Source organism: Brevibacterium sp. CFH 10365 (assembly GCF_009299785.1).
In the GTDB taxonomy this organism is placed as follows: domain Bacteria; phylum Actinomycetota; class Actinomycetes; order Actinomycetales; family Brevibacteriaceae; genus Brevibacterium; species Brevibacterium limosum.
The window spans coordinates 126,533-149,103 of the sequence record NZ_VIGO01000007.1 but is presented as its reverse complement, the minus strand read 5'-3'; the positions used below and the strand labels follow the sequence as shown (position 1 = coordinate 149,103).

At 65.6% G+C, this 22,571-nt stretch carries 22 protein-coding genes and 1 tRNA gene; 18 read left to right on the top strand and 5 right to left on the bottom strand.

The genetic code is table 11. From position 1 onward, the window contains the following. Window positions 1-43 precede the first annotated feature (43 nt). Window positions 44-925: a helix-turn-helix transcriptional regulator gene (locus tag FHG09_RS15285; RefSeq protein ID WP_152348502.1), complete on the bottom strand. Its 882-nt coding sequence runs from the start codon at window positions 923-925 to the stop codon at window positions 44-46. 107 nt (window positions 926-1,032) lie between these two features. Between FHG09_RS15285 and FHG09_RS15280 the strand changes: the two genes are divergently transcribed. The 3 genes from FHG09_RS15280 (at window position 1,033) to FHG09_RS15270 (ending at window position 3,403) form a co-directional block, all read left to right on the top strand. Next, window positions 1,033-1,374 (top strand): DUF485 domain-containing protein, encoded by a 342-nt coding sequence (locus tag FHG09_RS15280; protein ID WP_152348501.1) that lies wholly within the window; start codon window positions 1,033-1,035, stop codon window positions 1,372-1,374. A gap of 20 nt (window positions 1,375-1,394) precedes the next feature. Next, window positions 1,395-3,023 (top strand): cation acetate symporter, encoded by a 1,629-nt coding sequence (locus tag FHG09_RS15275; RefSeq protein WP_152348600.1) that lies wholly within the window; start codon window positions 1,395-1,397, stop codon window positions 3,021-3,023. Window positions 3,024-3,332: 309 nt separating this feature from the next. Beyond that, window positions 3,333-3,403, top strand: a tRNA-Gly gene (locus tag FHG09_RS15270). A gap of 257 nt (window positions 3,404-3,660) precedes the next feature. Here the strand turns inward: FHG09_RS15270 and FHG09_RS15265 are convergent. Beyond that, on the bottom strand, window positions 3,661-4,323 hold the full coding sequence (locus FHG09_RS15265; protein WP_152348500.1) for a potassium channel family protein: 663 nt from the start codon (window positions 4,321-4,323) through the stop codon (window positions 3,661-3,663). Continuing rightward, window positions 4,316-5,734: a TrkH family potassium uptake protein gene (locus tag FHG09_RS15260; protein WP_227492812.1), complete on the bottom strand. Its 1,419-nt coding sequence runs from the start codon at window positions 5,732-5,734 to the stop codon at window positions 4,316-4,318. The genes FHG09_RS15265 and FHG09_RS15260 overlap by 8 nt, the downstream gene beginning before the upstream one ends. Before the next feature lie 59 nt (window positions 5,735-5,793). On the opposite strand from FHG09_RS15260, the gene FHG09_RS15255 reads away from it, so the two are divergent. From FHG09_RS15255 to ccsB, 14 genes are all read left to right on the top strand, one after another. After that, window positions 5,794-6,990 (top strand): acetoin utilization protein AcuC, encoded by a 1,197-nt coding sequence (locus FHG09_RS15255; RefSeq protein ID WP_152348498.1) that lies wholly within the window; start codon window positions 5,794-5,796, stop codon window positions 6,988-6,990. 285 nt (window positions 6,991-7,275) lie between these two features. Then, window positions 7,276-7,374 carry a 30S ribosomal protein bS22 gene (locus FHG09_RS15250; protein WP_009882927.1) on the top strand — a complete coding sequence of 33 codons (99 nt, stop codon included), beginning with the start codon at window positions 7,276-7,278 and terminating at the stop codon, window positions 7,372-7,374. Window positions 7,375-7,446: 72 nt separating this feature from the next. Further along, the gene (locus FHG09_RS15245; RefSeq protein ID WP_152348497.1) at window positions 7,447-7,692 is read left to right on the top strand and encodes a glutaredoxin family protein; all 246 of its coding nucleotides are present in this window, start codon (window positions 7,447-7,449) and stop codon (window positions 7,690-7,692) included. Between the two features lie 27 nt (window positions 7,693-7,719). Next, entirely contained in the window at window positions 7,720-8,415 is a 696-nt protein-coding gene (locus tag FHG09_RS15240) for a redox-sensing transcriptional repressor Rex (protein ID WP_152348496.1), read from the top strand. Beyond that, window positions 8,412-10,889, top strand: coding sequence for a glutamyl-tRNA reductase (hemA, locus tag FHG09_RS15235; RefSeq protein WP_152348495.1), 2,478 nt, complete (start codon window positions 8,412-8,414; stop codon window positions 10,887-10,889). Before FHG09_RS15240 ends, hemA begins: the two co-directional genes overlap by 4 nt. Next, window positions 10,886-12,490: a uroporphyrinogen-III synthase gene (locus FHG09_RS15230; RefSeq protein WP_152348494.1), complete on the top strand. Its 1,605-nt coding sequence runs from the start codon at window positions 10,886-10,888 to the stop codon at window positions 12,488-12,490. Before hemA ends, FHG09_RS15230 begins: the two co-directional genes overlap by 4 nt. Before the next feature lies 1 nt (window position 12,491). Continuing rightward, window positions 12,492-13,520 (top strand): porphobilinogen synthase, encoded by a 1,029-nt coding sequence (hemB, locus tag FHG09_RS15225; RefSeq protein WP_152348493.1) that lies wholly within the window; start codon window positions 12,492-12,494, stop codon window positions 13,518-13,520. Continuing rightward, window positions 13,520-13,987 (top strand): MarR family winged helix-turn-helix transcriptional regulator, encoded by a 468-nt coding sequence (locus FHG09_RS15220; RefSeq protein WP_152348492.1) that lies wholly within the window; start codon window positions 13,520-13,522, stop codon window positions 13,985-13,987. The genes hemB and FHG09_RS15220 overlap by 1 nt, the downstream gene beginning before the upstream one ends. A 69-nt stretch (window positions 13,988-14,056) precedes the next feature. Beyond that, entirely contained in the window at window positions 14,057-15,418 is a 1,362-nt protein-coding gene (gene hemL / locus FHG09_RS15215; RefSeq protein WP_152348491.1) for a glutamate-1-semialdehyde 2,1-aminomutase, read from the top strand. Continuing rightward, on the top strand, window positions 15,415-16,056 hold the full coding sequence (locus FHG09_RS15210; RefSeq protein WP_152348490.1) for a histidine phosphatase family protein: 642 nt from the start codon (window positions 15,415-15,417) through the stop codon (window positions 16,054-16,056). The genes hemL and FHG09_RS15210 overlap by 4 nt, the downstream gene beginning before the upstream one ends. Then, a complete protein-coding gene (locus FHG09_RS15205; protein WP_152348489.1) occupies window positions 16,053-16,652 on the top strand; it encodes a TlpA family protein disulfide reductase in 600 nt (199 codons plus the stop codon). The genes FHG09_RS15210 and FHG09_RS15205 overlap by 4 nt, the downstream gene beginning before the upstream one ends. After that, window positions 16,649-17,413, top strand: coding sequence for a cytochrome c biogenesis CcdA family protein (locus FHG09_RS15200; RefSeq protein WP_152348488.1), 765 nt, complete (start codon window positions 16,649-16,651; stop codon window positions 17,411-17,413). The genes FHG09_RS15205 and FHG09_RS15200 overlap by 4 nt, the downstream gene beginning before the upstream one ends. Next, window positions 17,413-19,071, top strand: coding sequence for a cytochrome c biogenesis protein ResB (locus tag FHG09_RS15195; RefSeq protein WP_227492800.1), 1,659 nt, complete (start codon window positions 17,413-17,415; stop codon window positions 19,069-19,071). Before FHG09_RS15200 ends, FHG09_RS15195 begins: the two co-directional genes overlap by 1 nt. Window positions 19,072-19,202: 131 nt before the next feature. Beyond that, window positions 19,203-20,207, top strand: coding sequence for a c-type cytochrome biogenesis protein CcsB (gene ccsB / locus FHG09_RS15190; protein WP_152348487.1), 1,005 nt, complete (start codon window positions 19,203-19,205; stop codon window positions 20,205-20,207). Between the two features lie 565 nt (window positions 20,208-20,772). Here ccsB and FHG09_RS15185 read toward each other — a convergent pair. After that, a complete protein-coding gene (locus FHG09_RS15185; protein WP_152348486.1) occupies window positions 20,773-21,204 on the bottom strand; it encodes a PLD nuclease N-terminal domain-containing protein in 432 nt (143 codons plus the stop codon). An 84-nt stretch (window positions 21,205-21,288) separates the two neighbouring features. Between FHG09_RS15185 and FHG09_RS15180 the strand changes: the two genes are divergently transcribed. Next, window positions 21,289-21,579, top strand: coding sequence for a DUF4229 domain-containing protein (locus FHG09_RS15180; protein ID WP_152348485.1), 291 nt, complete (start codon window positions 21,289-21,291; stop codon window positions 21,577-21,579). Between the two features lie 23 nt (window positions 21,580-21,602). Here the strand turns inward: FHG09_RS15180 and FHG09_RS15175 are convergent, their stop codons facing one another. After that, complete coding sequence (locus tag FHG09_RS15175; protein WP_152348484.1) at window positions 21,603-22,535, bottom strand: 1,4-dihydroxy-2-naphthoate polyprenyltransferase; 933 nt, start codon at window positions 22,533-22,535, stop codon at window positions 21,603-21,605. Window positions 22,536-22,571: the final 36 nt, after the last annotated feature.

The window sequence follows — 22,571 nt, the reverse complement described above, 5'->3', positions numbered from 1 at the left end:
GCGTGTCGAGGGCTGAGGTCCGTCGACGGCGCTCGATCGTCGTTCAGGGGAGGACGTTCGAGGACCGAGCGATGGAGACCGCCTCGTGGCGGGTCCTTGCCGAGAGCTTGACCATGGCCGTGTTGAGGTAAGACTTCACCGTCGACTCACGCAGGCTCAGTGCGTCGGCGATGCGGGCATTCGACCAGCCCAACGCGACATGGGAGAGGATGTCTGTCTCCCGCGGGGACAGGCGCACGGCTGGGACCGGCGACGGATAGTTCTCCGAACTGTGTCCTGAGAGGATGTCGGCCAGCCGGGCCTCGACACCGCTGAGCTTCTCGCGAGTCTCATCGTCGAGTATGCCCGAGCGGATGGCTCGCAGCTCCGCATAGGTGTGGCGCAGCGCCTCCCTGCCCGATGGTTCGAGGTCGGGGTAGGACTGTTCGCTTCTGGATCCGCCGCGGGCCTCCTGCCGATGGGCCAGCCGGGCGAGATCGACCGAGAGCTGCCGTACGCGTCTGACGAGGTCCCCCGTCTGCGGAGCCGCGGCATCGTAGTCCGAGCGGTGCCCGCAGTAGACCATGCCCGTGACCTCCCCGCCGAGCAGGGTCGGGACGGCGACGAGGACGCGGATGCCCTCGCCGAGCACCTCCTCATCGTAGTGGTGGGTGATATAAGGATCGATTTCGTAATCGCGGGTCAGCTGGGGAGTGCCTTCGGTCATGGCCCGGCCGCCGAGGCCTCGCCCAGTGGAGACGATGAGCGAGGAGAGCAGATCCTGGTCGGCCCCGGCGACGGCCTCGACAGCGACCGATCCCTCATCGACCGTGCCTCCGAAGACAACGTCCCCCGTGCCGGTTCGATGGAGCGAATCGACGGCCTCGACGAACAGGCGGCGGGTCTCGGCCCTGAGTGCCCGCGTTTTCCTGGCGTTCGCATTCATGTGAACAAGCTACCAACTTTCGGTGGTATTCCCTAGCGCATGCTGAACGTTACCTTTGGGTCATGTGATTCAGGACACGGATGTTCTGGCCATTCAAAGGAGAGAGAATGACTGACTCTGTCAACACCGGGGTTGACTTCCTCGCAGAGGAGGAGCGCCCTGAATTCAAAGCACTCAAACGCAAGAGGTTCTCGGTGGTGATACCACTGTCCATCGCCTTCCTCGTCTGGTACTTCCTCTACGTCATCCTCAGCACGTACGCGCACGACTTCATGTCCACGAAGGTCGCAGGGGAGATCAACGTCGGCCTCGTCTTCGGGCTGCTGCAGTTCGTCACGACGTTCGCGATCACGATGTTCTACGTCTCGTTCGCCAACAAGAAGCTCGACCCGCCGGCGGAAGCGATCCGTGAACGCCTTCAGAACGAAGCGGAAGGACGTCCGTCATGAGCGCACTGGCATTCGGCGACATGCTCGCCTCGGGCAGAGACCTGCTGACCGCAGCGACGGCCGAGGTCGAGAACAATCCCATCCTCAACATCGCGATCTTCGCCGCCTTCGTCGCGGTGACGATGTTCATCGTCCTGCGGGCCAGCCGCAACAACAAGTCCGCCTCCGACTACTACGCAGGAGGCCGGTCCTTCACCGGTCCGCAGAACGGCTTCGCCATATCCGGTGACTACCTGTCTGCCGCGTCGTTCCTCGGCATCTGCGGTGCGATCGCCGTCAACGGCTACGACGGGTTCCTCTATTCGATCGGCTTCCTCGTCGCGTGGCTCGTCGCCCTGCTCATCGTCGCCGAACTCATGCGCAACACCGGCAAGTTCACCATGGCCGATGTGCTCTCCTTCCGCCTCAAGCAGCGGCCCGTGCGCATGGCCGCGGCCCTGTCGACCCTGGCCGTGTGCTTCTTCTACCTGCTCGCCCAGATGGCCGGTGCCGGCGGTCTGGTGTCCCTGCTCATGGGCATCGACGGCAAGATCGGACAGTCGCTGGTCATCGCCGTCGTCGGCGCGCTGATGATCATCTACGTCCTCGTCGGCGGGATGAAGGGCACCACCTGGGTGCAGATCGTCAAGGCCATCCTGCTCATCGCCGGGGCCTTCGCAATGACCGTCTGGGTGCTCGCACTCAACGGATTCAACCTCTCCACGCTGCTCGCCTCGGCGGTGGAGAACGCGGCCGAGGGAGTCGGGGACGGGGTCCTCAACCCCGGTCTGCAGTATGGTGAGAACCCGCTCGACTTCATCTCCCTGGCACTGGCGCTCGTGCTGGGCACCGCAGGGCTGCCGCATGTGCTCATGCGCTTCTACACGGTTCCCACAGCCAAAGAGGCCCGCCGTTCCGTGGTGTGGGCGATCTGGCTCATCGGCGCCTTCTACCTCTTCACACTCGTCCTCGGATACGGTGCGGCCGCACTCGTCGGAGCTGAAGAGATCAAGAACGCTCCCGGCGGCGTGAACTCGGCGGCACCGCTGTTGGCGCTCCACCTCGGCGGGCCCATCCTCATGGGCTTCATCTCTGCCGTCGCCTTCGCCACGATCCTCGCTGTGGTGGCGGGTCTGGCGATCACCGCAGCGGCGTCGTTCGCCCACGACATCTACGCCAACGTGATCAAGAAGGGCAAGGTCGAGGATTCCGAGGCCGAGGTCAAGATCGCGCGTCGAACGGTGATCGTCATCGGCGCTGTCGCGATCATCGGCGGCATCGGCGTGCAGGGGCAGAACATCGCATTCCTCGTGGCCCTCGCCTTCGCCGTGGCCGCCAGCGCGAACCTGCCCACGATCGTGTACTCGCTGTTCTGGAAGCGCTTCACCACCCGCGGCGCGGTGTGGTCGATCTACGGCGGTCTGATCTCGGCGATGGTGCTCATCGCGTTCTCGCCGGTCGTCTCCGGTTCCGAGACCGCAATGATCCCGGGCGCCGACTTCGCGATCTTCCCGCTGTCGAACCCCGGAATCATCTCGATTCCGCTCGGGTTCCTCCTCGGCTGGATCGCTTCGGTGACCGATAGGACGGTGGAGAGTCCGGAGCTCGCCGCCGAGATGGATGTTCGCGCCCACACCGGGTTCGGCGCCGAGGAGGCTGTCGAGCACTGACCCATCTGCCATCCGCGTGTTCAAAGTGCAGGGGCGACCCGCTTCGGTTCGGGCGCGGATGCACTTTGAACACGCGGTTGTCGCTGGCTGCGTCACGCTACTGAGTGGCGGGGGTGTTTGTTCGCCTCGGCAGGGGCAATTGGAGGATGCGCGTGTGCAGAGGAGGTCCGCTGCCGGGCGCTCGTGTGTCGGGAAAGGCAGCTGGAGGATGCGCGTGAGGCGAGACGCTGTAGACTGGTTCGAGTCGCCGACCACGGCATGCTTGCACCGGGTCTACCTGGGCGGGCGGTTGCATTTCGGTGGCGACGCGCGGGCGTAGCTTAATGGTAAAGCTTCGGCTTCCCAAGCCGATGACGCGGGTTCGATTCCCGTCGCCCGCTCTCTTTGTGCCCGCATAATGCGTTTCTTTGTGGAGGCTGCGTGCGCTGCGGCGGGTTGTGAGTCTCGAAACGTATCTGCAGACTGCAGTCCGCGAAATGGTACTGATTTCTCTGAACTGCACACGGAAGAACGTGATCAGTTCAGAGAGACCAGTACCATTCCCGGTGTGAAGCTGGCGCGACGGAGATGCGGCAGGGCGGCGCAAGCGGCCCGCGCCGTGCGGCCTATGGGGCGTCAGATCTACGGGCCGCCAGATCTACGGGCGGCCGGCGAAGCGGCCGAGGAGCTCCACATGCCCGGCGACGATGAGCAGGTCCTGTTTGCCCACACGTGTCGTCGGGTCGGCGTAGGTGAAGTCCCGGCCGGGGCTCTTGATGCCCACGATGGTCACGCCGTATTTGTCGCGGACACCGGACTCGCTGAGCGTGAAGCCCTGGATCTCCCGCGGCGGACGCATCTTCACGACAGCGAAATGGCCCTCGTCGAACTCGATGTACTCCATCATCCGGGAGCTGACCAGATGGGCGACGCGGCGACCGGCATCCGACTCCGGATAGAGCACATGGTGGGCGCCGATGCGATGGAGGATCTTGCCGTGCGACGGTGAGATCGCCTTCGCCCACACCTGCGAAACGCCGAGGTCAACGAGGTTTGCGGTGGTGAGCACACTGTCTTCGATCGAGGTTCCGATACCGACGACGGCAGTCGAGAAGTCACCGGCACCCACCTGACGCAGAGCGTCGATGTTCGTCGAGTCGGCCTCAACGACGTGCGTGAGCTTGCCGCTCCAGTCCTTGACGAGCTCGGGATTGTGCTCGATGGCCATGACCTCGCGCCCCAGACGTGCAAGAGTCGCCGCCGTCGAGGACCCGAAACGTCCCAGTCCGATGACCAGGATAGAAGAGTGTTCGTTAGCCAACGACCGGCCTTTCTTCGGGGTAGCGGTACAGGCGCACCGAATCCTGCATCGACAGTGCGGCTGCCAGTGTAATCGTACCGAGTCGGCCGATGAGCATGATCACCGACAGCACATAGAGTCCCGAGTCCGGCGAGGTCGCCGACACCCCGGAACTCAGGCCCACGGTGCCGAAGGCCGAGATCACCTCGAACAGCACCCGATCGAGAGGCTCGGCACTGATCTGCAGCATCGTCAGGGTGCCGATGAAGACGATCATCGCCCCCGTGAGCAGGATCGAGATCGAGAGTTTGATCGTCGAGGAGGTCAGCCGCCGACCGAACACATGCACGTCCTGCAAGCCCCTGGCCTCGGCGAACGCGGCGAGGACGAGCACTGCCACCGTTGTCACCTTGATGCCGCCGGCCGTCGACGACGAACCCCCGCCGATGAACATCATGAGGTCCATGAGCAGGTGCGAAGCCTGGCTCATATCCGCGACCTCCATCGTCGCGAACCCGCCGGAACGGGGCATCACCGCCATGAACAGGACTTCGACGAAGGTGTGGCCGGCGTTCTTATCACCCAGGGTCGCCGGGTTCGCCGACTCGAACAGCGCCAACAGCAGCAGCCCGACGGCCAAGACCGTCGTCGTGGTCGTCAGCGTCAGCTTCGTATGCAGATCCCACCGGCTGGGACGGTTCCAGAACATCGCGACCATGAGCACGACCGGGAAGCCCAGCGAACCGACGAACACTCCGGCCATGAGCAGCGACAGAATCCACGGATCAGAGGCGAAGTAGGCCGCCCCGCCCTCGTGGATGGTGAACCCGGCATTGTTGAATGCCGAGATCGAGTAGAACACCGAATACCAGACGGAGTCGCCGAGTGATTCCCCGCGGATGAGGAACCGTGGGAACAGCAGCACGGCGAGAATCGATTCGGCGGTGAGAATGGTGATGACCACGGTCTTGAGCAGTGAGCCGACCTGACCCAGATTGAGCGCCGAGGTGGCCTGCTGCGCGATCAGGCGCTGCCGCACTCCCAGCCGACGTGAGACCGCCATTCCCAACACCGAGGCGAGGGTGAGGATTCCGAGTCCGCCGACCTGGATGCCGGCGGTGATGACCGAGATCCCGAAGTCCGACCAGTACTCCTCCGTGACGACAGGGGTCAGTCCGGTCACACACACGGCCGAGACCGCTACGAACACGGAGTTCGCGATGTGCGTGGCCTGATCCACCGAACCGGGATGGCGCATGCTCGCCGGCAGGATCAGCAGGATCGCGAACGCTGCGACGACGGCGACGAAGGAACCGATCGCCAAACGCGCCGGTGATGCCACGGCGAGGTCGTCGACGAAGTCACGGACCCACCGACCCGGCTTGAGCAGCCGGTCGTAGCGCGGCGAGGAATTCTTGGACACAAGCACCATGGTAGAGCCGGTCGCCCCGGAATCGGCGCAAGTGAGCTGTGCCATATAGCATGGTGGGCATGGCCGAAAATGATGTGTATGTCGTTTGGGACGACGAGGTGACCGGTTACAACTTCGGTCCCAGCCACCCCATGCACCCCCTCAGGCTCGACCTGACAGCGAAGCTCGCCGCCGACTTCGGACTCTTCGACGCCGACAACGTCCACGTCAATCCCATCGGTGACATCGATGAGGCGAAGCTGGCCCGCCTCCACGACCCCGACTTCATCGCAGCGGTCAAGCGGGCCGGCACCGAAGAGGGCCTCGACGAGCAGAACGCGAACAGATACGGAATCGGCACCGAGGACGTGCCCGGGTTCGAGAATATGCACACCGCCTCGGCGCTGCTGTTCCAAGGCAGCATCGACGCCGCGAATGCGATCATCTCCGGGGATTACCTGCGCGCAGTGAACTTCTGCGGCGGAATGCACCACGCGATGCCGGACAGGGCCAGCGGCTTCTGCGTCTACAACGATGCAGCCGGAGCGGTCACCGAATTCCTCGAGGCCGGATACGAACGCATCGTCTACCTCGACACCGACGCACACCACGGCGACGGTGTGGAGAGGTTCTTCTGGGACGACCCGCGAGTGCTCACGATCTCGATCCACGAATCAGGGAAGTTCCTCTTCCCCGGCACCGGATATCCTGCCGATATCGGAGGACTCAAGGCAGCCGCCTCGGCGGTGAACATCGCCCTGCCTCCGCGCACCGGCGACGCGGACTGGCTGCGCGCCTTCGACGCCACAATCCCCCAGGTCGTCGCCGCATTCGAGCCTCAAGTGATCGTCTCCCAGCACGGCTGCGACGGCCACCGCGCGGACCCGCTGACTCATATGCGCCTGAGCGTCGATGCCATGCGCATCGCCGCCGAACGCATCCGCGACCTCGCCGTCCAGCACGCCGAAGGACGCTGGCTGTCCGTCGGGGGAGGGGGATACGCGATCATCGACGTCGTGCCCCGCGCCTGGACGAATCTCCTGGCCGTGGCGGCGGGCCGTGATATCGATCCCGGTGCCCGGATCCCCGGCCGATGGGCCGCCTACGCGCAGACGACGACCGGACGAGAGGCGCCGCTGTCGATGACCGACGGATTCGACGGTGCCTTCGAACCCTGGTTGAAGGGCTTCGACCCCGAGGCCGAGCTCGACCGGGCCGTGATGGGCACCAGGAAGAACATCTTCCCCTTCTACGCCCTCGATCCCTACTTCGACTGAGACCCGATCCCTGCTTCGACCCAGCGGAGCGGTCGGCCCACCCGAACCGAGCGCGGTTCCTCACCGAGCCCGGCCCCGCCCCGCGCGCCGCCTGAACCGGCCCCGTCCCGCACGCCGCCTGAGTCGGACCCGAACCCCGCCGCCGCGCGGATCGGTCGGGGACGCCGTTGTGGATCTGGACACAGTTTTGGGAAAGCAGGCGCCCAAGCGATAGAATTGCACGGTTAGTTCAATGGGTGGGCACCTGCTGTTCACCCTCCACCGACAAGCACAAGGGGTACCCGAGTGGGCTCAGTCATCAAGAAGCGCCGCAAGCGTATGTCGAAGAAGAAGCACCGCAAGCAGCTTCGCAAGACACGTCACCAGCGTCGCAACAAGAAGTAAGACCCAACGGTCCTACGCCCCCGCTCGAGTGATTTCTCGGCGGGGTTTGTTGCACCCGATGAGGAGTGAGCCATGGTCGAACTGACCTTCCTCACGCGCGTCGACTGCCATCTGTGCGCTGCTGCGCTGCAGACCGTCACCGAGGTGGCTGCGGGCAGAGACGTGATCGTGACCGAGATCGACATCGACAGCGATGACGATCTGGCCGCACAGTACGGCTGGGATGTTCCCGTCGTTCTCCTCAACGGGCGACAGCACAGTTTTCATCGAGTCGATAAGGATCGGCTGTCCAAGGCGCTCGACGCCTTGGGCGCATGAGATCGATTGAAGGAGTGAGACGGATTCGTGGGCGAGATTCTGTCCGCCAACAGGATTGAGGGTGTCGTTCGCAAGGACGTACCCGAGCGCGTGATATCCCGACTCCCGATCTATCTGCAGACCGTCGAGACGATTGCCGCCACCGGCCAGGACACCGTGTCGTCGGAGGACCTCGCCGCACGCAGCGGGGTGTCCCCGTCGATACTGCGCAAAGACCTGTCCCAGCTGGGACGATCGGGAACCCGCGGTGTCGGCTACTCCTGTCCGGAGCTGGCCGCTACTCTGCGGACCTTCCTCGGCCTCGACCGAGATCGTCGCGTCGCCATCATCGGCGCCGGACGCCTCGGCTCGGCACTGGCCGACTACGCGGGATTCCGTCGCCGCGGCCTGCGCCTGACCGCCGTCTTCGACATCGACGAGGAGAAGATCGGCACCGCCATCGGTGACCTGACCGTCTCCTCCTTGGACGACCTGCCCGCCTGGTCTGAACACATCGACCTGGTGGTCATGGCCGTCCCCGCAGCCGCGGCGCCCGCGGCGGCCCAGAAGGCCGTCGAAGCAGGTGTGCGCGGCATTCTCAATTTCTCACCCACCGTGCTCGACGCACCGGATACCGTCCGTGTCCATCAAGTCGACTTGGCCAGTGAGCTGCAAGTACTCGCATACTATTCGGCGCTGGACACGGCACCGCTCAACCCTGGTTTTGAGGAGCACAGGAATTGACTCTCTTGGTTCTCGGCATTTCACATCAGTCGGCTCCGATCGACATGCTCGACCGAATGGCCTTCGGCGCCGGTGAGGTCGGCACTCTGCGCCGGGACGCCCTGGTCGGAGAGAGTGTCGAGGGCCTCGCGGTGCTCTCGACCTGCAACCGCCTCGAACTCATCGCCGACGTCTCGGCCTTCCACGGCGGACTCGCCGACCTCGGCAACGCGCTCGTGACCTCGATCGACAAAGAATGGTCCGATATCGCCGGGCACTTCTACGCCCACTACGACCACCAGGCCATGGAGCACCTGCTCAGGGTCGCCTGCGGGCTCGACTCGATGGCCATCGGCGAGGCCCAGATACTTGGCCAGCTTCGGTCGGCGTTCACGGATTCGCAGTCGGACAAGGCCCTGACCTCCGAACTCTCCCAAGCACTGCAGCAGGCGCTGCGCGTGGGCAAGCGCGCCCATTCGGAGACCGACCTCGGAGAGGTCGCGCGCTCCCTCTTCGGCGCCGGCATCGAAGCCTCGGCCGCGCACATCGGATCCCTGCGGGCTGCCAATGCGCTGGTCATCGGCGCCGGAGCCATGTCCGGGCTCGTCGTGTCCGGGCTGCACAAGGAGGGCGTCGCCCACATCACGGTGCTCAACCGCACCCTCGACAAGGCCGAACGCCTCGTCGCCGAGGTGGGCGGACGTGCCCGCGAACTCACCCCGCGCATCATGGCCGAAGAGATCGCCGACGCAGACCTCATCGTCTCCTGCACCGGTGCCCGCGGAGTCGTCGTCAGCCGAGATGACATCGTCGCCGGCCTCTCGCAGAACCCCAAAGGCGCTGCGAACAAGGCCTTCATCGACCTCGCCCTGCCGCACGACATCGACCCCAGCGTCCGCGAGTTCGAACATGTCGCCCTCTTCGGCCTCGGGGAGATCCGCGAACTGCTGCGCAGCTCCGACAAGGAAAGCGATGCGAAGGTCGCCGGCACCATCGATGCAGTCCGCACGATCATCTCCGCCGAACTGGACAACATCGCCACCGGCAACAAGGAACGCTCCGTCGCCCCGACCGTGACCGCCCTGCGCTCCCATGCCAAGGACGTGCTCGCCTCGGAGACGCAGCGGCTGGAGAAGAAGCTCGGTGGTGCCGTCGACGAGAAGGCGTTCGCCGAGATCCGCAAGTCCCTGCACCGGGTGGCTGAGAAGCTCATCCACACCCCCACAGTGAAGGTCAAGGAACTCGCCGTGACCGAATCCGAGGTCGACTACGCCCAGGCTCTCATGCAGCTCTTCGACCTGCCCGTGAACAAGGTCGCCCACGCCAAGACGCCGCCGGAGACAAAGGTCGCGACGGCCGCCAGCGCCCACCACGTCGAGGCCGACGGCATCCGCCCGGTCGCCGACCACACCCTCGACATCGTCGAACCCGAGCACTTCAGCGGCCGCACAGTGCGTCTGGGCACCCGCCGGTCACAGCTGGCCCGCTCCCAGTCCACCGCGATCGCCCATCAGATCGCGGCTCTGACCGGCTGGCGCGTCGAGATCGTCGAGGTCGTCACCGAGGGTGACGTCAACATGTCGCCCCTGGCCGGGTTCGGCGGCACCGGAGTCTTCGTCTCCGCCGTCCGTCAGGCCCTCCACCAGGGCAAGATCGACCTGGCCGTGCACTCGCTCAAGGACCTGCCCACCACCCCCGAGGCGGGCATTCAGATGGCTGCCATCCCGCCGCGCGTCGACCCTGCCGATGTCCTCATCGGCCGTGACGGGCTGAGTCTGAATGATCTGCCCGCCGGGTCCGTCATCGGCACCGGTTCGCCGCGTCGCGCCGTGCAGCTGCGTGCCGCACGTCCCGATATCGAGGTCCGCGGTGTGCGCGGAAACGTCGACACCCGCATCGCCCATGTCCGCGACGGCCGCCTCGACGCCGTTGTGCTCGCCGCCGCCGGTGTCCGTCGCATCGGCCGCCTCGCCGAGGCCACGGATTCGCTCAACTTCGATGTCATGCTGCCGGCACCGGGCCAGGGCGCCCTGGCCGTGGAGACGCGCGGGGCCGACAGTGCCTTTGCGACCTCCCAGGACATCCTCGACGGAGACGCCGAGGTTCGTGCTGCCCTGCGCCGGATCCACGACCAGACCACAGACCTCGCCGTGACCTGCGAGCGGGCGATCCTCTCCCGCGCCGAAGCCGGCTGCTCGGCACCCATCGGCGCGCTGGCGAAGATCGAAGGCACCGAATTCGTCGTCGACGCCGTCATGGCCGACGACGACGGCAAGCTCGCCCGCACTCGCCAGAGCACCGAGCTGCCCGCCCTCCTCGACGTCGACTGGAGCACCGGCGGCGAACAGCAGCTGTCTGTGACCGCGAAGGAGCTGGCACGCGTCGCCGACGAACTCGGCACCGCCGCAGCCGAGGACCTCTTGGGACGTCTCGGCATCGACCCGGCCACCAGCGCCGGTCACCTCACCCCCGTCAAGGTTCAGGAGCAGGGATGAACAGCCAACCGACAACGGGTCAGGTGCAGCCGCGCCGACTCCTGCCGGCAGCCCCACGCGTCGTCTTCATCGGCAGCGGCCCCGGCGAATCGGGTCTGATGACGATGCGCGGCGCCGAAATCCTCGCCACCGCCGAAACCGTCGTCTATGACGCCGACGTCCACTCCGAGATCGTCACCGCGTACGTGCCGCAGGCCGCGACCCTCATCGATGCCGCAGACCTCGGAGTCGCCGCCTCGACCCGTGGCCGCCGCATGGCCGAACTCGCCCGTCCGGACAAGACCGTGGTGCGGCTGAGCTCCGATGACGGAATCATCTTCACCACCACGACCGCAGAAGCCGCTGTCTGCCGGAAGGAACAGGTCGAGGTCGAAATCGTGCCCGGAGTCGGACTCTCCGCCTCGACGGCGGCCTACACCGGAACGGCGCTGACGACCAACCGAGTCCGATCCGTGCGCTTCATCGAAGCCGGACCGCAGACCCATGTCGACGTCTCCCGCCATCGCAACACCACCCATGTGCTCACCGGCACCGCCGCCGCCCACGAACAGGCCATCGAGGCACTGCTGGCCGACGGCTGGGACGAGGACACGAAGGTGCTCCTCGGCTGGGGGATCTCCACGATCGAACAGACGAGCGTGGAGACGACCTTGAAGCAGGCGCTGTCCATGGCGCAGTCAGGAACTGATCGTATGGTGGTGATCATGGGGCAGGGAGTGGAATCCAGAGGTGAGCTCGGCTGGTTCGAATCCAAACCGCTCTTCGGCTGGCAGGTGCTCATCCCGCGGACGAAGGAACAGGGAACCTCCACTGCAGAAGCCCTGGCCGAACTCGGTGCCGTCGGCACCGTCGTGCCCACCATCGCCGTTCAGCCCCCGCGCACGCCGACCCAGATGGAGAAGGCGATCCGCGGCCTCGTCGACGGATCCTACGAATGGGTCGGCTTCACCTCGGTCAACGCCGTACGCGCTGTGCGCATGTGGTTCGAAGACTTCGGACTCGACTCCCGCTCGATGGCCGGAGTCAAGGTCGCAGCCGTCGGCGGCCGCACCGCCGCAGCCCTGGTCGACTGGGGAATCACCCCCGACCTCGTTCCCGACGGGGAGCACTCAGCACGCGGCCTGGCCGCGGCCTGGCCGGACTTCGTCGATGACATCGACCCGATGAACACCGTGCTCCTGCCCCGTGCCGATATCGCCACCGAGGTGCTCGTGGCCGGGCTGCTCGAGAAGGGCTGGGACCCCGACGACGTCACCGCCTACCGCACCGTGCGCGCCTCTCCGCCACCGGCGCCGATCCGCGAATCCATCAAGGCCGGCGACTTCGACGCCTTCCTCTTCACCTCGTCCTCGACGGTGCGCAACCTCGTCGGCATCGCCGGCAAACCCGCCCCCACCTCGGTGATCTGCTGCATCGGTCCGGCGACGGCGAACACCGCAGCCGAACACGGACTGCGCGTCGACGTCCTCGCCGAGGAGGCCAACCTCACCTCGCTCATCGACGGTCTCGTCGAATTCGCACTCACCCAGCGCGCCGAAGACGTGGAAACCGGGATCTCCCCGCAGCGTCCGAGTCAGAAGCGCCGCAGAAGGAAGGCCTGACATGTCATTGGTCCCCGGATCCATCCGCCCCCGTCGGCTGCGGTCGACCCCGGCCCTGCGTCGCCTCGTCTCCGAGGTGCGCCTCCACCCCTCCGAACTCATCCTGCCGATGTTCGTCAAGGAGGGCCTGAGCGAACCGCTGCCGTTGGGCGGAATGCCCGGAGTCGTTCAGCACACGCTCGACTCCCTGCTCGAGGCCGCCCGGGAAGCGGTTGCGGCCGGAGTCGGCGGACTCATGCTCTTCGGCATCCCCGAACACAAGGATGAGATCGGCTCACAGGCCGACGACCCCGAGGGCATCCTCAACCGGGCCCTGTCGCTGCTGGCCCGCGAAGTCGGCGACGACACCGTGGTCATGGCCGACCTGTGCCTCGACGAATTCACCTCCCACGGCCACTGCGGAGTCCTCGATCAGGCCGGGGGAGTCGACAACGACGCCACACTCGATCGCTACGCTTCGATGGCACTGGCCCAGGCCCGTGCCGGAGCCGAAGTGCTCGGACTCTCGGGGATGATGGACGGGCAGGTCGCCTACTGCCGGGAGGCCCTCGACGCCGCCGGATTCACCGACACCGTCGTCATGGGCTACACCGCGAAGTACGCCTCCGCCTTCTACGGTCCCTTCCGCGAAGCGGTGGACTCCGAACTCAAGGGCGACCGCAAGACCTACCAGCAGGATCCGGCGAACGGCCGCGAGGCGCTGCGCGAACTCGGCCTCGACCTCGCCGAAGGCGCCGATATCGTCATGGTCAAACCGGGACTGCCGTACCTCGACGTGCTCGCCGAGGTGGCTCAGGAATCCATCGTGCCCGTGTGGACCTACCAGGTGTCCGGGGAATACGCGATGATCGAATTCGCGGCCGCCGCCGGAGCCATCGACCGGGAGAAGGCGATCGACGAATCCCTCATCGCCTTCAAACGCGCCGGCACCGACGCGATCCTCACCTACTGGGCCACCGAGGTCGCCCAGCGCCTCCAAGCCGACGCCGCAGGTCACACCTCGAGCCGCAGCGCAGTCGGGGGCCGGTGATGACCGAGCCTCGCTGGCTGTCCGCCGTCGACCAGAAAGCCTGGCGCAGCTACCTCAACGGCTCTCAGCTGCTCAGCGCACAGCTGGACAAGGAGCTGCGTGAGAGGCACGGCATCGGCCTGCCCGAGTACGAGATCCTCGTGCGACTGTCCGAACACGAGGACCGGACGATGCGGATGGCGCTGCTGGCCACAGACACCACCATGTCGCGGTCCCGGCTGACCCACAGCGTCGCCCGGATGGAGAAGCGCGGACTGCTCGAGCGCTCCGCCATCCCCGAGGACGGCCGCGGCGTCAACTGCGTGATGACCACAGCCGGGTGGCAGCTGCTCCAGGCCGCCGCCCCCGATCATGTCTCCGGAGTCCGCAGCCACCTCGTCGATCTCCTCGACCCTGAGGAGATGGAGACCCTGGGCCGGATCTTCACCAAAGTCTACGACCATATGACCGACATCGACGGCGCCTGAGCCGTCCCCACACGTATCCGACAACGTTCCCGGGACGAAACCCGACTCGCGAAGAATCAGAGGAGAACCATGACGACAGCAGAGACGAACGGTCACACCACCGATCGGTCCGCCGCCCTCTTCACCCGCGCCGAGGCGGTCATCCCCGGCGGAGTGAACTCCCCGGTCCGCGCGTTCAAGGCCGTCGGCGGCACCCCCCGTTTCATCACCGAGGCGACCGGCGCCTGGCTGCGCGACGCCGATGGCAACGACTACATCGACCTCATCGGATCCTGGGGTCCGATGATCATGGGCCATTCCCGTCCCGAGGTGGTCGCGGCCGTCCAGGAAGCCGCCGTCAAGGGGTTCTCCTTCGGCACCCCGTCGACCGGGGAGGTCGAACTCGCCGAGGAGATCGTCAACCGCATCGATCCCGTCGACCAGGTGCGCCTCGTGTCCTCGGGCACCGAGGCGACGATGTCGGCGATCCGCCTGGCCCGCGGATACACGGGACGGTCCAAGGTCGTGAAGTTCGCCGGCTGTTACCACGGTCACGTCGACTCCCTGCTGGCCCAGGCCGGCTCCGGACTGGCCACGTTCTCCCTGCCCGACACCCCCGGAGTCACCGGAGCTCAGGCGCAGGACACGATCGTCGTCGACTACAACGATGCCGCCGGACTCGAAGCCGTGTTCGCCGAACACGGTGAGGACATCGCCTGCGTCATCACCGAGGCCAGCCCCGGCAATATGGGCGTCGTGCCTCCCCGCGACGGTTTCACGAACACCATCCGCCGCCTGACCAAGGCCCACGGTGCGCTGATGATCAGCGACGAAGTGATGACCGGCTTCCGCGTCTCGGCAGCCGGCTGGTACGGCTTCGAAGCCGAAACCCTCGGCTACCCCGAAGGCCCGGCCGACCTGTTCACCTTCGGCAAGGTCATGGGCGGCGGCTTCCCGGCGGCGGCCTTCGGGGGTCGCGCCGAGATCATGGCCCATCTCGCCCCCTCCGGCCCCGTCTACCAGGCAGGAACGCTCTCGGGCAATCCCGTGGCCACCGCCGCCGGGTTGGCCACGCTCAAGCTCACCACCGAACTCGATGTGTACTCGCATATCGGTCGTGCCGCGGACATTCTGCGCCCGGCGGTCGCGGCGAGCCTGGAGGCCGAAGGCGTCGCCCACGTCATCCAGTCCGCGAACTCGATGTTCTCCGTGTTCTTCACCGACACCGACGTGACGAACTACGAGCAGGCACGGGCCCAGAACGTCGACCGCTACACGGCGTTCTTCAATGCCATGCTCGACCAGGGCATCCACATGCCCCCGAGCGCATTCGAAGCCTGGTTCCTGTCCTACGCCCACACCGATGAGATCCTCGACCGGATCATCACCGCCCTGCCCGCAGCTGCCAAGGCTGCGGCCGCGGTGCCGGAGGCCGGAAAGACGCAGTCATGACCACCATCCACCTCGTCCGTCACGGCGAAGTCGACAACCCCGACGGCATTCTCTACGGTCGTCTGCCGCATTTCGGTCTCACCGAGCGCGGGCATGAGATGGCGGCCCGTGTGGCCGAGCATTTCGCGTCGACGGCGAACCGGCCGGTCGAACTCGTCGCGTCACCGCTGCTGCGGACCCAGCAGACGATCGCGCCCCTGTCCGAGGCTCTCGGACTGCCGGTGTTCGACGACGATCGCGTCATCGAAGCGGCGAACTCCTTCGAGGGGCAGAAGGTGGGCGTGCGACGTCTGGCCGAACCGAAGAACTTCGTGCGCCTGTACAACCCGCTCACCCCCTCCTGGGGAGAGCCGTACAAGCAGATCGTGCTGCGCATGCGGGCCGCGATGGCCAGCCTGCGAGCCAAGCTCGACCTCCGCGGTCCGGATGCCGAGGGAGTCATCGTCTCCCACCAGCTGCCGATCTGGATGACCCGCCTGTCGGGGGAGGGGCGCTCGCTCGTCCACGACCCGCGCAGGCGCGAATGTGACCTGGCTTCTATCACCAGTTTCACATTCGATTCATCCACACTGGTGTCCGTGAGTTACGAGAGCATCTGTGCCGATCTGCAGCCGGGCACCGCGGTGGCGGGAGCATGAGTTTCGGTCGCCGCTCCCTCAATCGTCGGGCCCTCTTCACCTCCGCTGTCGCCGCCGGCACAGCCCTGGTCCTCAGCGCCTGCAGCGAGAACGATGAGCTGGCCGATCAGGCCGGATCCGACCAGGGCTATGTCTCCGGTTCGGGAGTCGTCTCGCAGGTGGCGGTCGAGGACCGCGGCGAACCTCTGGACCTGAGTTTCGAGACGCTCGACGGGAAGGCGGTGTCCCTGGCCGATCTGCGCCCCACCCCGGTCGTCATCAACCTCTGGTATGCGGCCTGTCCGCCGTGCCGGAAGGAAGCCCCGGACCTCAAGTCCGTGTCCGAGGAATTCGGGGACGAGGCACAGTTCATCGGCGTCAACGTCCGTGACCAGGAGGCTGCTGCCAACGCGTTCATCCAGAACTACCAGGTGCCGTACCCGAACATGCTCGACACGAACGGTGAGATGGTCTCCCTGCTCTCCGGCGTCCTGCCCCCGCAGGCCACCCCCTCGACGGTGGTCCTCGATGCGAAGGGCCGGGCCGCGGCCAGAGTCGTCGGTGAGGTCGACGCATCGACACTCCAGGGACTCATCGAGGACGTGCTGGCCGAGTGAGTGGGCTCGGGGCGGAATTCGCCCAGACCATTCTCTCGGGACCGCTGCTGCTGGCTGCCGGCGCGGCGGCCCTGGCCGGACTCGTCTCGTTCGCTTCCCCGTGTGTGCTGCCCTTGGTGCCCGGCTACGTCGGGTACGTCACCGGACTCTCCGGATCATCGCTGAAGGACAAACAGACGTGGCGAGTGGTCGTGGGCATCAGCCTGTTCGTCCTCGGCTTCACCGTCGTCTTCGTGCTGCTGGGAACCAGCTTCTCCGCTCTCGGAGCGCTGTTCTCCCAATGGCAGTCGATCATGCTCCGGGTACTCGGCGTCATCGTCATCCTCGCCGGCTTCGTGTTCATGGGCGGTTTCGGTCTGCTCCAGAACGAGCATCGCATCCGCGCCCGACCGAGGGCTGGCCTCTGGGGCGCACCGGTGCTCGGAGCGACCTTCGCCCTCGGCTGGGCGCCGTGTGTGGGGCCGACCCTGTCGGCTGTGCTGAGCATGTCGGTGAGCTTCGGCGGTGACGGGACGATCTGGCGCGGAGCATTCCTCGCCTTCGTCTACTGCCTGGGTCTGGGCATCCCGTTCATCCTCCTGGCGCTGGCGATCCACAAGGGCGCCGGACGACTCGAATGGGTGCGGAGGCATCAGACCGCGATCGTGCGCGCCGGCGGCATCATGCTCATCATCCTCGGTGTGCTCATGGCCAGCGGCGTATGGAACATGTGGATGACCTCTTTGCAAGGTCTCATCAATGGATTCGAAGTGGTGATCTAGTGGCGGGCTCAACCGAAGGCTCGGAGAAGACGCAGCCGGAATCGGGCACGAAACCGACGCCGAAGCAAGGGAAGACACCTGCCGCGAAGTCGACCGTGACCCAGCCGCAGCTCGGTTTCCTCGGGATGTGCCGGTGGGCCTGGACCCAGCTGACGACGATGCGTGTGGCTCTGATCCTCCTGCTCGTCCTCGCTCTCGCCGCGATCCCCGGATCTCTGCTGCCGCAGCGCATCCAAGACCCGGGCCGTGTGAACACGTTCCTGGAGAACAACGGTGCCTGGGGGCAGTTCCTCGACACCATCCAGATGTTCGATGTGTACTCGTCCATCTGGTTCTCCGCGATCTACCTGCTGCTGATGGTCTCGCTCATCGGCTGCATCATCCCGCGGACGAAGCAGCACTGGAAGGCGATGCGCTCGTCCCCGCCCAAAGCACCGAGGCGTCTGTCCCGGATGCCCGGATACGCCGCCTTCGCCTCGGCGCAGGGCGACGCAGAGACCCGCGAGGACGCGGATGAGACGTTCCTCGACGCCGCCGAAACCCGGCTGAAGAAGTCCGGGTACCGCATCAACCGACAGTCCGATCACATCGCCGCCGAACGCGGCTATCTGCGAGAGACCGGCAACCTCGTCTTCCATATCGCCCTGCTCATGGCGACCCTGACCATGGCGATCGGATCGCTGTTCGGCTACGAAGGTCAGCGCATCCTCGTCGAGGGTGAGACGTTCTCGAATTCGCTGGTCTCCTACGATTCCTTCGAACCCGGCTCCTACTACGATGCGGACAATCTGCCGGACTTCCGACTCAAACTCGATTCCTTCACCTCCACCTTCGACGATCAGGCGACGGGCAACCAGTTCGGTCAGCCGCGCAGCTTCGATGCGAAGGTGACGACGACGGCGGACGGGAACAGCGAATCGCACGTCCTCAAGGTCAACGAACCGGTGCGCGTGGGCGGCGTCGGCGTCTACCTCACCGGCAACGGCTACGCCCCCGAGGTGACCGTGCGCGATGCGAAGGGCGATATCGTCCACTCCGGTCCGCAGGTGTTCATCCCGGACGGAGGGGATCCCGGATATTCTTCCGAGGGCGTCATCAAGGTCCCGGATTCGGCCGGCACGCAGATGGGCTTCGTCGGGGTGTTCCTGCCCACCGCGGCCCAGAATCAGGACGGGGAGCTGATCTCGAGCTTCGCCGAACTGCGCAACCCCTACCTCGTGATGAGCGGCTACACCGGTGACCTCGGCCTCGATTCGGGCGTCCCGCAGTCCGTGTACTCCCTCGACGCCGAGAACATGACGGAGATGACAGATGACTCGGGCAATCCGCTCGTCATCCAGCTCGCCGAGGGGGAGACGCAGAAGCTGCCCGGCGGCGGTTCGGTGACCTTCGACGGAGTGAAGAAGTACATCGCCGTCGACATCTCCCAGGACCCGACGCAGGCGCTCATGCTCATCAGCGCGATTCTGGTCCTGGCGGGCCTCGGCCTGTCCCTGTTCGTGCCTCGCCGCCGCGTGTGGGTCCGGATCAGGAACGGCGACGCCGAGGTGGCCGCCCTGGCCCGCGGAGAGGATCCCATGGTCGAACGCGCCGTCGCAGACCTGGTGAAGAACCTGCGCGATCCGGAACCCGAAGACGGCGATGACGACGAAAGATGAACCCGAAGTACTACGCGGAGTAGAATAGCCGCGGAGTGCGCATCGTCTCCGGCTTCTTCACGGAGTCGGGCGGGCGTACAGACAGTCAGTCAGCATGCGATAGAAGAGCACTCTTGTGGTGCGGAGGATGAATGGACGTCAACACTGACCTCGCAATGTGGTCGAATCAGTTGGTCATCTCGGCGATGATCGTCTACGCGGTCGCCATGATCTTCTACGCCTTCGATCTCTTCGGCGCGCGTGAGCTCAAGACGTCGGATTCCGAGGTCGCGAGCTCTGCCAAGGCCAGCACGGTGCGGCGGACGAACCGGAAGACGGCAACGACTGCGGTCCTCGACCGGCCCGACGACGATGTCTCCGGGGCGGTGAAGCCGTCCCGGAAGAACCGGCACCGCGGAGCCCGCATCGGCACCTCGCTGCTCGTACTCGCCATGCTTCTCCACGTCGGCGGAGTGCTCACCCGTGCGCTGTCCGTGGCCCGCGTGCCGTGGGGCAACATGATGGAGTACGTCCTCACTGCCACTGCGATCACCGTCATCGTCTACCTCGTCGTGCTGACGAAGAAGGACGTGCGCTACCTGGGGACGTTCGTCTCCGGGGGAGTGCTGCTGTGCCTGGGCCTGGCGATCACTGTCTTCTACACCCCGGCCGCGAAGCTCATTCCGGCCCTGGACTCGTACTGGATCGCCATCCACGTGCCGATCGCGATCCTCTCGACGTCTCTGCTCTACATCTCTGCGATCCTCGCTGTCTTCCAGATCCTCAAGAGCGTGCACGAGACCAAGGATCCGAAGTGGCTGCGGTTCCTGCACCGTCTGCCCTCGAGCACGGACTTGGAGCGCACCTCGTACACGATTGCGGCCGTCGGCTTCATCACGTGGACCTTCACCCTCATCGCCGGCGCCATCTGGGCCGAGGTGGCCTGGAGCCGCTACTGGGGCTGGGACTCGAAGGAGATCTGGACGTTCGTCGTCTGGGTCATCTACGCCGCGTACCTGCACGCGCGTGCGACCCGCGGTTGGGGCCCGACGAAGGTGGCCGTGCTCAACCTCATCGGCATCGCCTCGGTGATCTTCAACTTCACCGTCGTCAACATGTACTTCAACGGCCTGCACTCGTACTCCGGCCTCGACTGACTCTTCAGGCCGCCCTCCAGGCCGCTCGAACGTACCGCATCGGCAACCAGATCTGCTGACGGCCCAGTTCGAGGTGAATAGCCCAAGTTCAGATGTGTGCTATTCACCTCGAACTGGGCCGTCAGCGTACTGTACGCGTGGACTGGCTGCCTGCGGCGGCGTCAGTCATGATTCCAGCGAGGGGATTTCGCCGTTGGACCGAATAGGTCTCGGCTCTGACAGAAGCGCGGGCCGAAGACGGTTGTGGTCTTGTATTCTCTGAACTCATCACGTTCTTCGGTGGGCAGTTCAGAACAAGGTGTACCGATTCGTCGGAGCGTGCCGTTGCAACGCGCCGCTGTGACTGTTCCGGCGTCCTCATGTGACAGTGTGGCTCACCGCGTCGAAATGCGACCATGCCGGCGGCGACATGTGACAGTGTGCCCCAACCGCGGCGAACGAGATCTGGCTCAAACGCCCCACCGCGGCGAGCGGATGAGGCTCAAATACCCTACCGCGGGGAGCAGGATGTGGCCCAAGGGGGCTCCAGAGTCGGCGACTGTGTGCTGACGCGTGCGGGGCAGGCTCAGTTGGAGCGGCCGCGACCGTCGCCCTTGCTTCCCCGGTCATCGGTGTCGGCTGAGGAATCAGCGGGATCGCTGTCGTCATCCGACTTCCCGGAGTCATCGCGCGGGGGCTCCTGCTCGTCGCTTTCCTGAGCCGGAGGCGCATGCTTGCCGAGTTTGAGCTCGCGATCGACCTGTCGCAGGTAGTCCGGGTCGTCATCGGGAGCGACCTGCCCGCGGGGGCGGGTACCGCGCGAGGGCTTGTCTTCCGAACCGCGTCCGAACAGGTACCAGAGGATGAACCCGAGGACGGGGATGAAGAGGATGATGAGCGCCCACGCGGGTTTGGGCAGGACTCGAATCAGACCCCGATCACGCAACAGGCAATCGAAGAGTCCGTACAGTGTCACCGCTGCCGCCAGGACGATCGCGGCAATGAGTAGTCGAGCCATGCATCAAGGATAGTCCACCAACCTGAGCGCGGCCTCCAGCGGGCGGTGACAAGACTGTCACGATCGGAGGCTAAAATGAGGACAATGCGCACCTTCTGGCTCTACACACTCGCTCGCTTCGGCCTCATCATCGCCGTCGGCCTCGTCCTGTTCCCGTTCCTCGGCCTCAATCTGGTCATGGCAATCGCCGCAATCATCATCGGCGCACTGCTGAGCTACCTGTTCCTCGGAAAGCTCCGCGCTCGAGCGGCGACCGAGATCGAAACGAAGGTGGCCAAGCGGGCGTCCAAGCCCAAACGCGTCGGCGCCGATGAAGCGGCAGAGGATGAGATCGTCGAAGAGCGTCTCGGCGACGACCGCGACCAGCCCAAATGAGCTGAGGCCGCGGCCGAGGCGCTTCAGAGCGCCAGGCCGAGGCCCATCAGCCCGGCAAAGGCCAGCCCGGTCAGTCCCGTGGACTTGATCGGCGGGATCAGCCCTGGACCCGTCGTGCCGCTGAGCACGGTCTTGAGCGGACTGAGCGCCGGGACGAGGGCGAGGATCGCCAGCGCCACAGCGGGATGACCGTCGAGGATCGCCAGCGCCAGCAGCCCGAATGGCAGCAGCACGAGCACCGCGTAGGTGATCCGTGCGGCATTGTCCCCCATCTTCACGGCCAGAGTGATCTTGTCCGCCTCGATGTCGGTGGGGATGTCGCGGAGGTTGTTGACCATGAGTACGGCAGATGCCAACGATCCGATCGCCACGGCGCCGGCCCAGCCGCTGAGGCTGAGATGGTCGACCTGCATCCACATCGTGCCCAAGGTCGCCACGAGGCCGAAGAACACGAACACGAAGACCTCGCCGAGACCCATATAGCCATAGGGCCGTCTGCCGCCCGTGTAGAACCAGGCGGCGGCGACGGCGGCGGCTCCGACGACGAGGAACCACCACGCCTGTGAGATGAGGATGAGCACGATGCCCGCGACTCCGGCCAGACCGAAGAAGATGAAGGCCGCGCGTTTGACGGCACGTGGTTCGGCCAGTCCGGTCGCCGTCAGCCGGACGGGTCCGACGCGTTCGTCATCGGTGCCGCGGATGCCGTCGGAATAGTCGTTGGCGTAGTTCGAACCGATCTGCAGACACAGTGACACGAGGAGGGCGAGGAAACCGCGAAGCAGGATCTGCCCGAAGCTGACATGGTCGTCAGTGCCGGAGATGTCGTCGAGGATGAACGCGGTGAACCCGCCGAGAGAACCGATCGCGGCGCCGGTTCCGATGAGGACGGGTGCGAGAGCCAGGGGCAGAGTTCGCAGTCGAGCTCCAGAAATCCACTGTGCGGCATCAGCCATAGGTCTCGCTCCCCTTCCTGTTGAGTTGTGGAGCCG

Excerpts from the sequence above, each read along its gene's own strand:
- FHG09_RS15285 (WP_152348502.1), bottom strand. The coding sequence starts at position 925 with ATGAATGCGAACGCCAGGAAAACGCGGGCACTCAGGGCCGAGACCCGC.
- FHG09_RS15280 (WP_152348501.1), top strand. The coding sequence starts at position 1,033 with ATGACTGACTCTGTCAACACCGGGGTTGACTTCCTCGCAGAGGAGGAG.
- FHG09_RS15275 (WP_152348600.1), top strand. The coding sequence starts at position 1,395 with ATGCTCGCCTCGGGCAGAGACCTGCTGACCGCAGCGACGGCCGAGGTC.
- FHG09_RS15260 (WP_227492812.1), bottom strand. The coding sequence starts at position 5,734 with ATGGTGCTTGTGTCCAAGAATTCCTCGCCGCGCTACGACCGGCTGCTC.
- FHG09_RS15255 (WP_152348498.1), top strand. The coding sequence starts at position 5,794 with ATGGCCGAAAATGATGTGTATGTCGTTTGGGACGACGAGGTGACCGGT.
- FHG09_RS15245 (WP_152348497.1), top strand. The coding sequence starts at position 7,447 with ATGGTCGAACTGACCTTCCTCACGCGCGTCGACTGCCATCTGTGCGCT.
- FHG09_RS15230 (WP_152348494.1), top strand. The coding sequence starts at position 10,886 with ATGAACAGCCAACCGACAACGGGTCAGGTGCAGCCGCGCCGACTCCTG.
- hemB (WP_152348493.1), top strand. The coding sequence starts at position 12,492 with ATGTCATTGGTCCCCGGATCCATCCGCCCCCGTCGGCTGCGGTCGACC.
- FHG09_RS15220 (WP_152348492.1), top strand. The coding sequence starts at position 13,520 with ATGACCGAGCCTCGCTGGCTGTCCGCCGTCGACCAGAAAGCCTGGCGC.
- hemL (WP_152348491.1), top strand. The coding sequence starts at position 14,057 with ATGACGACAGCAGAGACGAACGGTCACACCACCGATCGGTCCGCCGCC.
- FHG09_RS15210 (WP_152348490.1), top strand. The coding sequence starts at position 15,415 with ATGACCACCATCCACCTCGTCCGTCACGGCGAAGTCGACAACCCCGAC.
- FHG09_RS15205 (WP_152348489.1), top strand. The coding sequence starts at position 16,053 with ATGAGTTTCGGTCGCCGCTCCCTCAATCGTCGGGCCCTCTTCACCTCC.
- ccsB (WP_152348487.1), top strand. The coding sequence starts at position 19,203 with ATGGACGTCAACACTGACCTCGCAATGTGGTCGAATCAGTTGGTCATC.
- FHG09_RS15185 (WP_152348486.1), bottom strand. The coding sequence starts at position 21,204 with ATGGCTCGACTACTCATTGCCGCGATCGTCCTGGCGGCAGCGGTGACA.
- FHG09_RS15180 (WP_152348485.1), top strand. The coding sequence starts at position 21,289 with ATGCGCACCTTCTGGCTCTACACACTCGCTCGCTTCGGCCTCATCATC.
- FHG09_RS15175 (WP_152348484.1), bottom strand. The coding sequence starts at position 22,535 with ATGGCTGATGCCGCACAGTGGATTTCTGGAGCTCGACTGCGAACTCTG.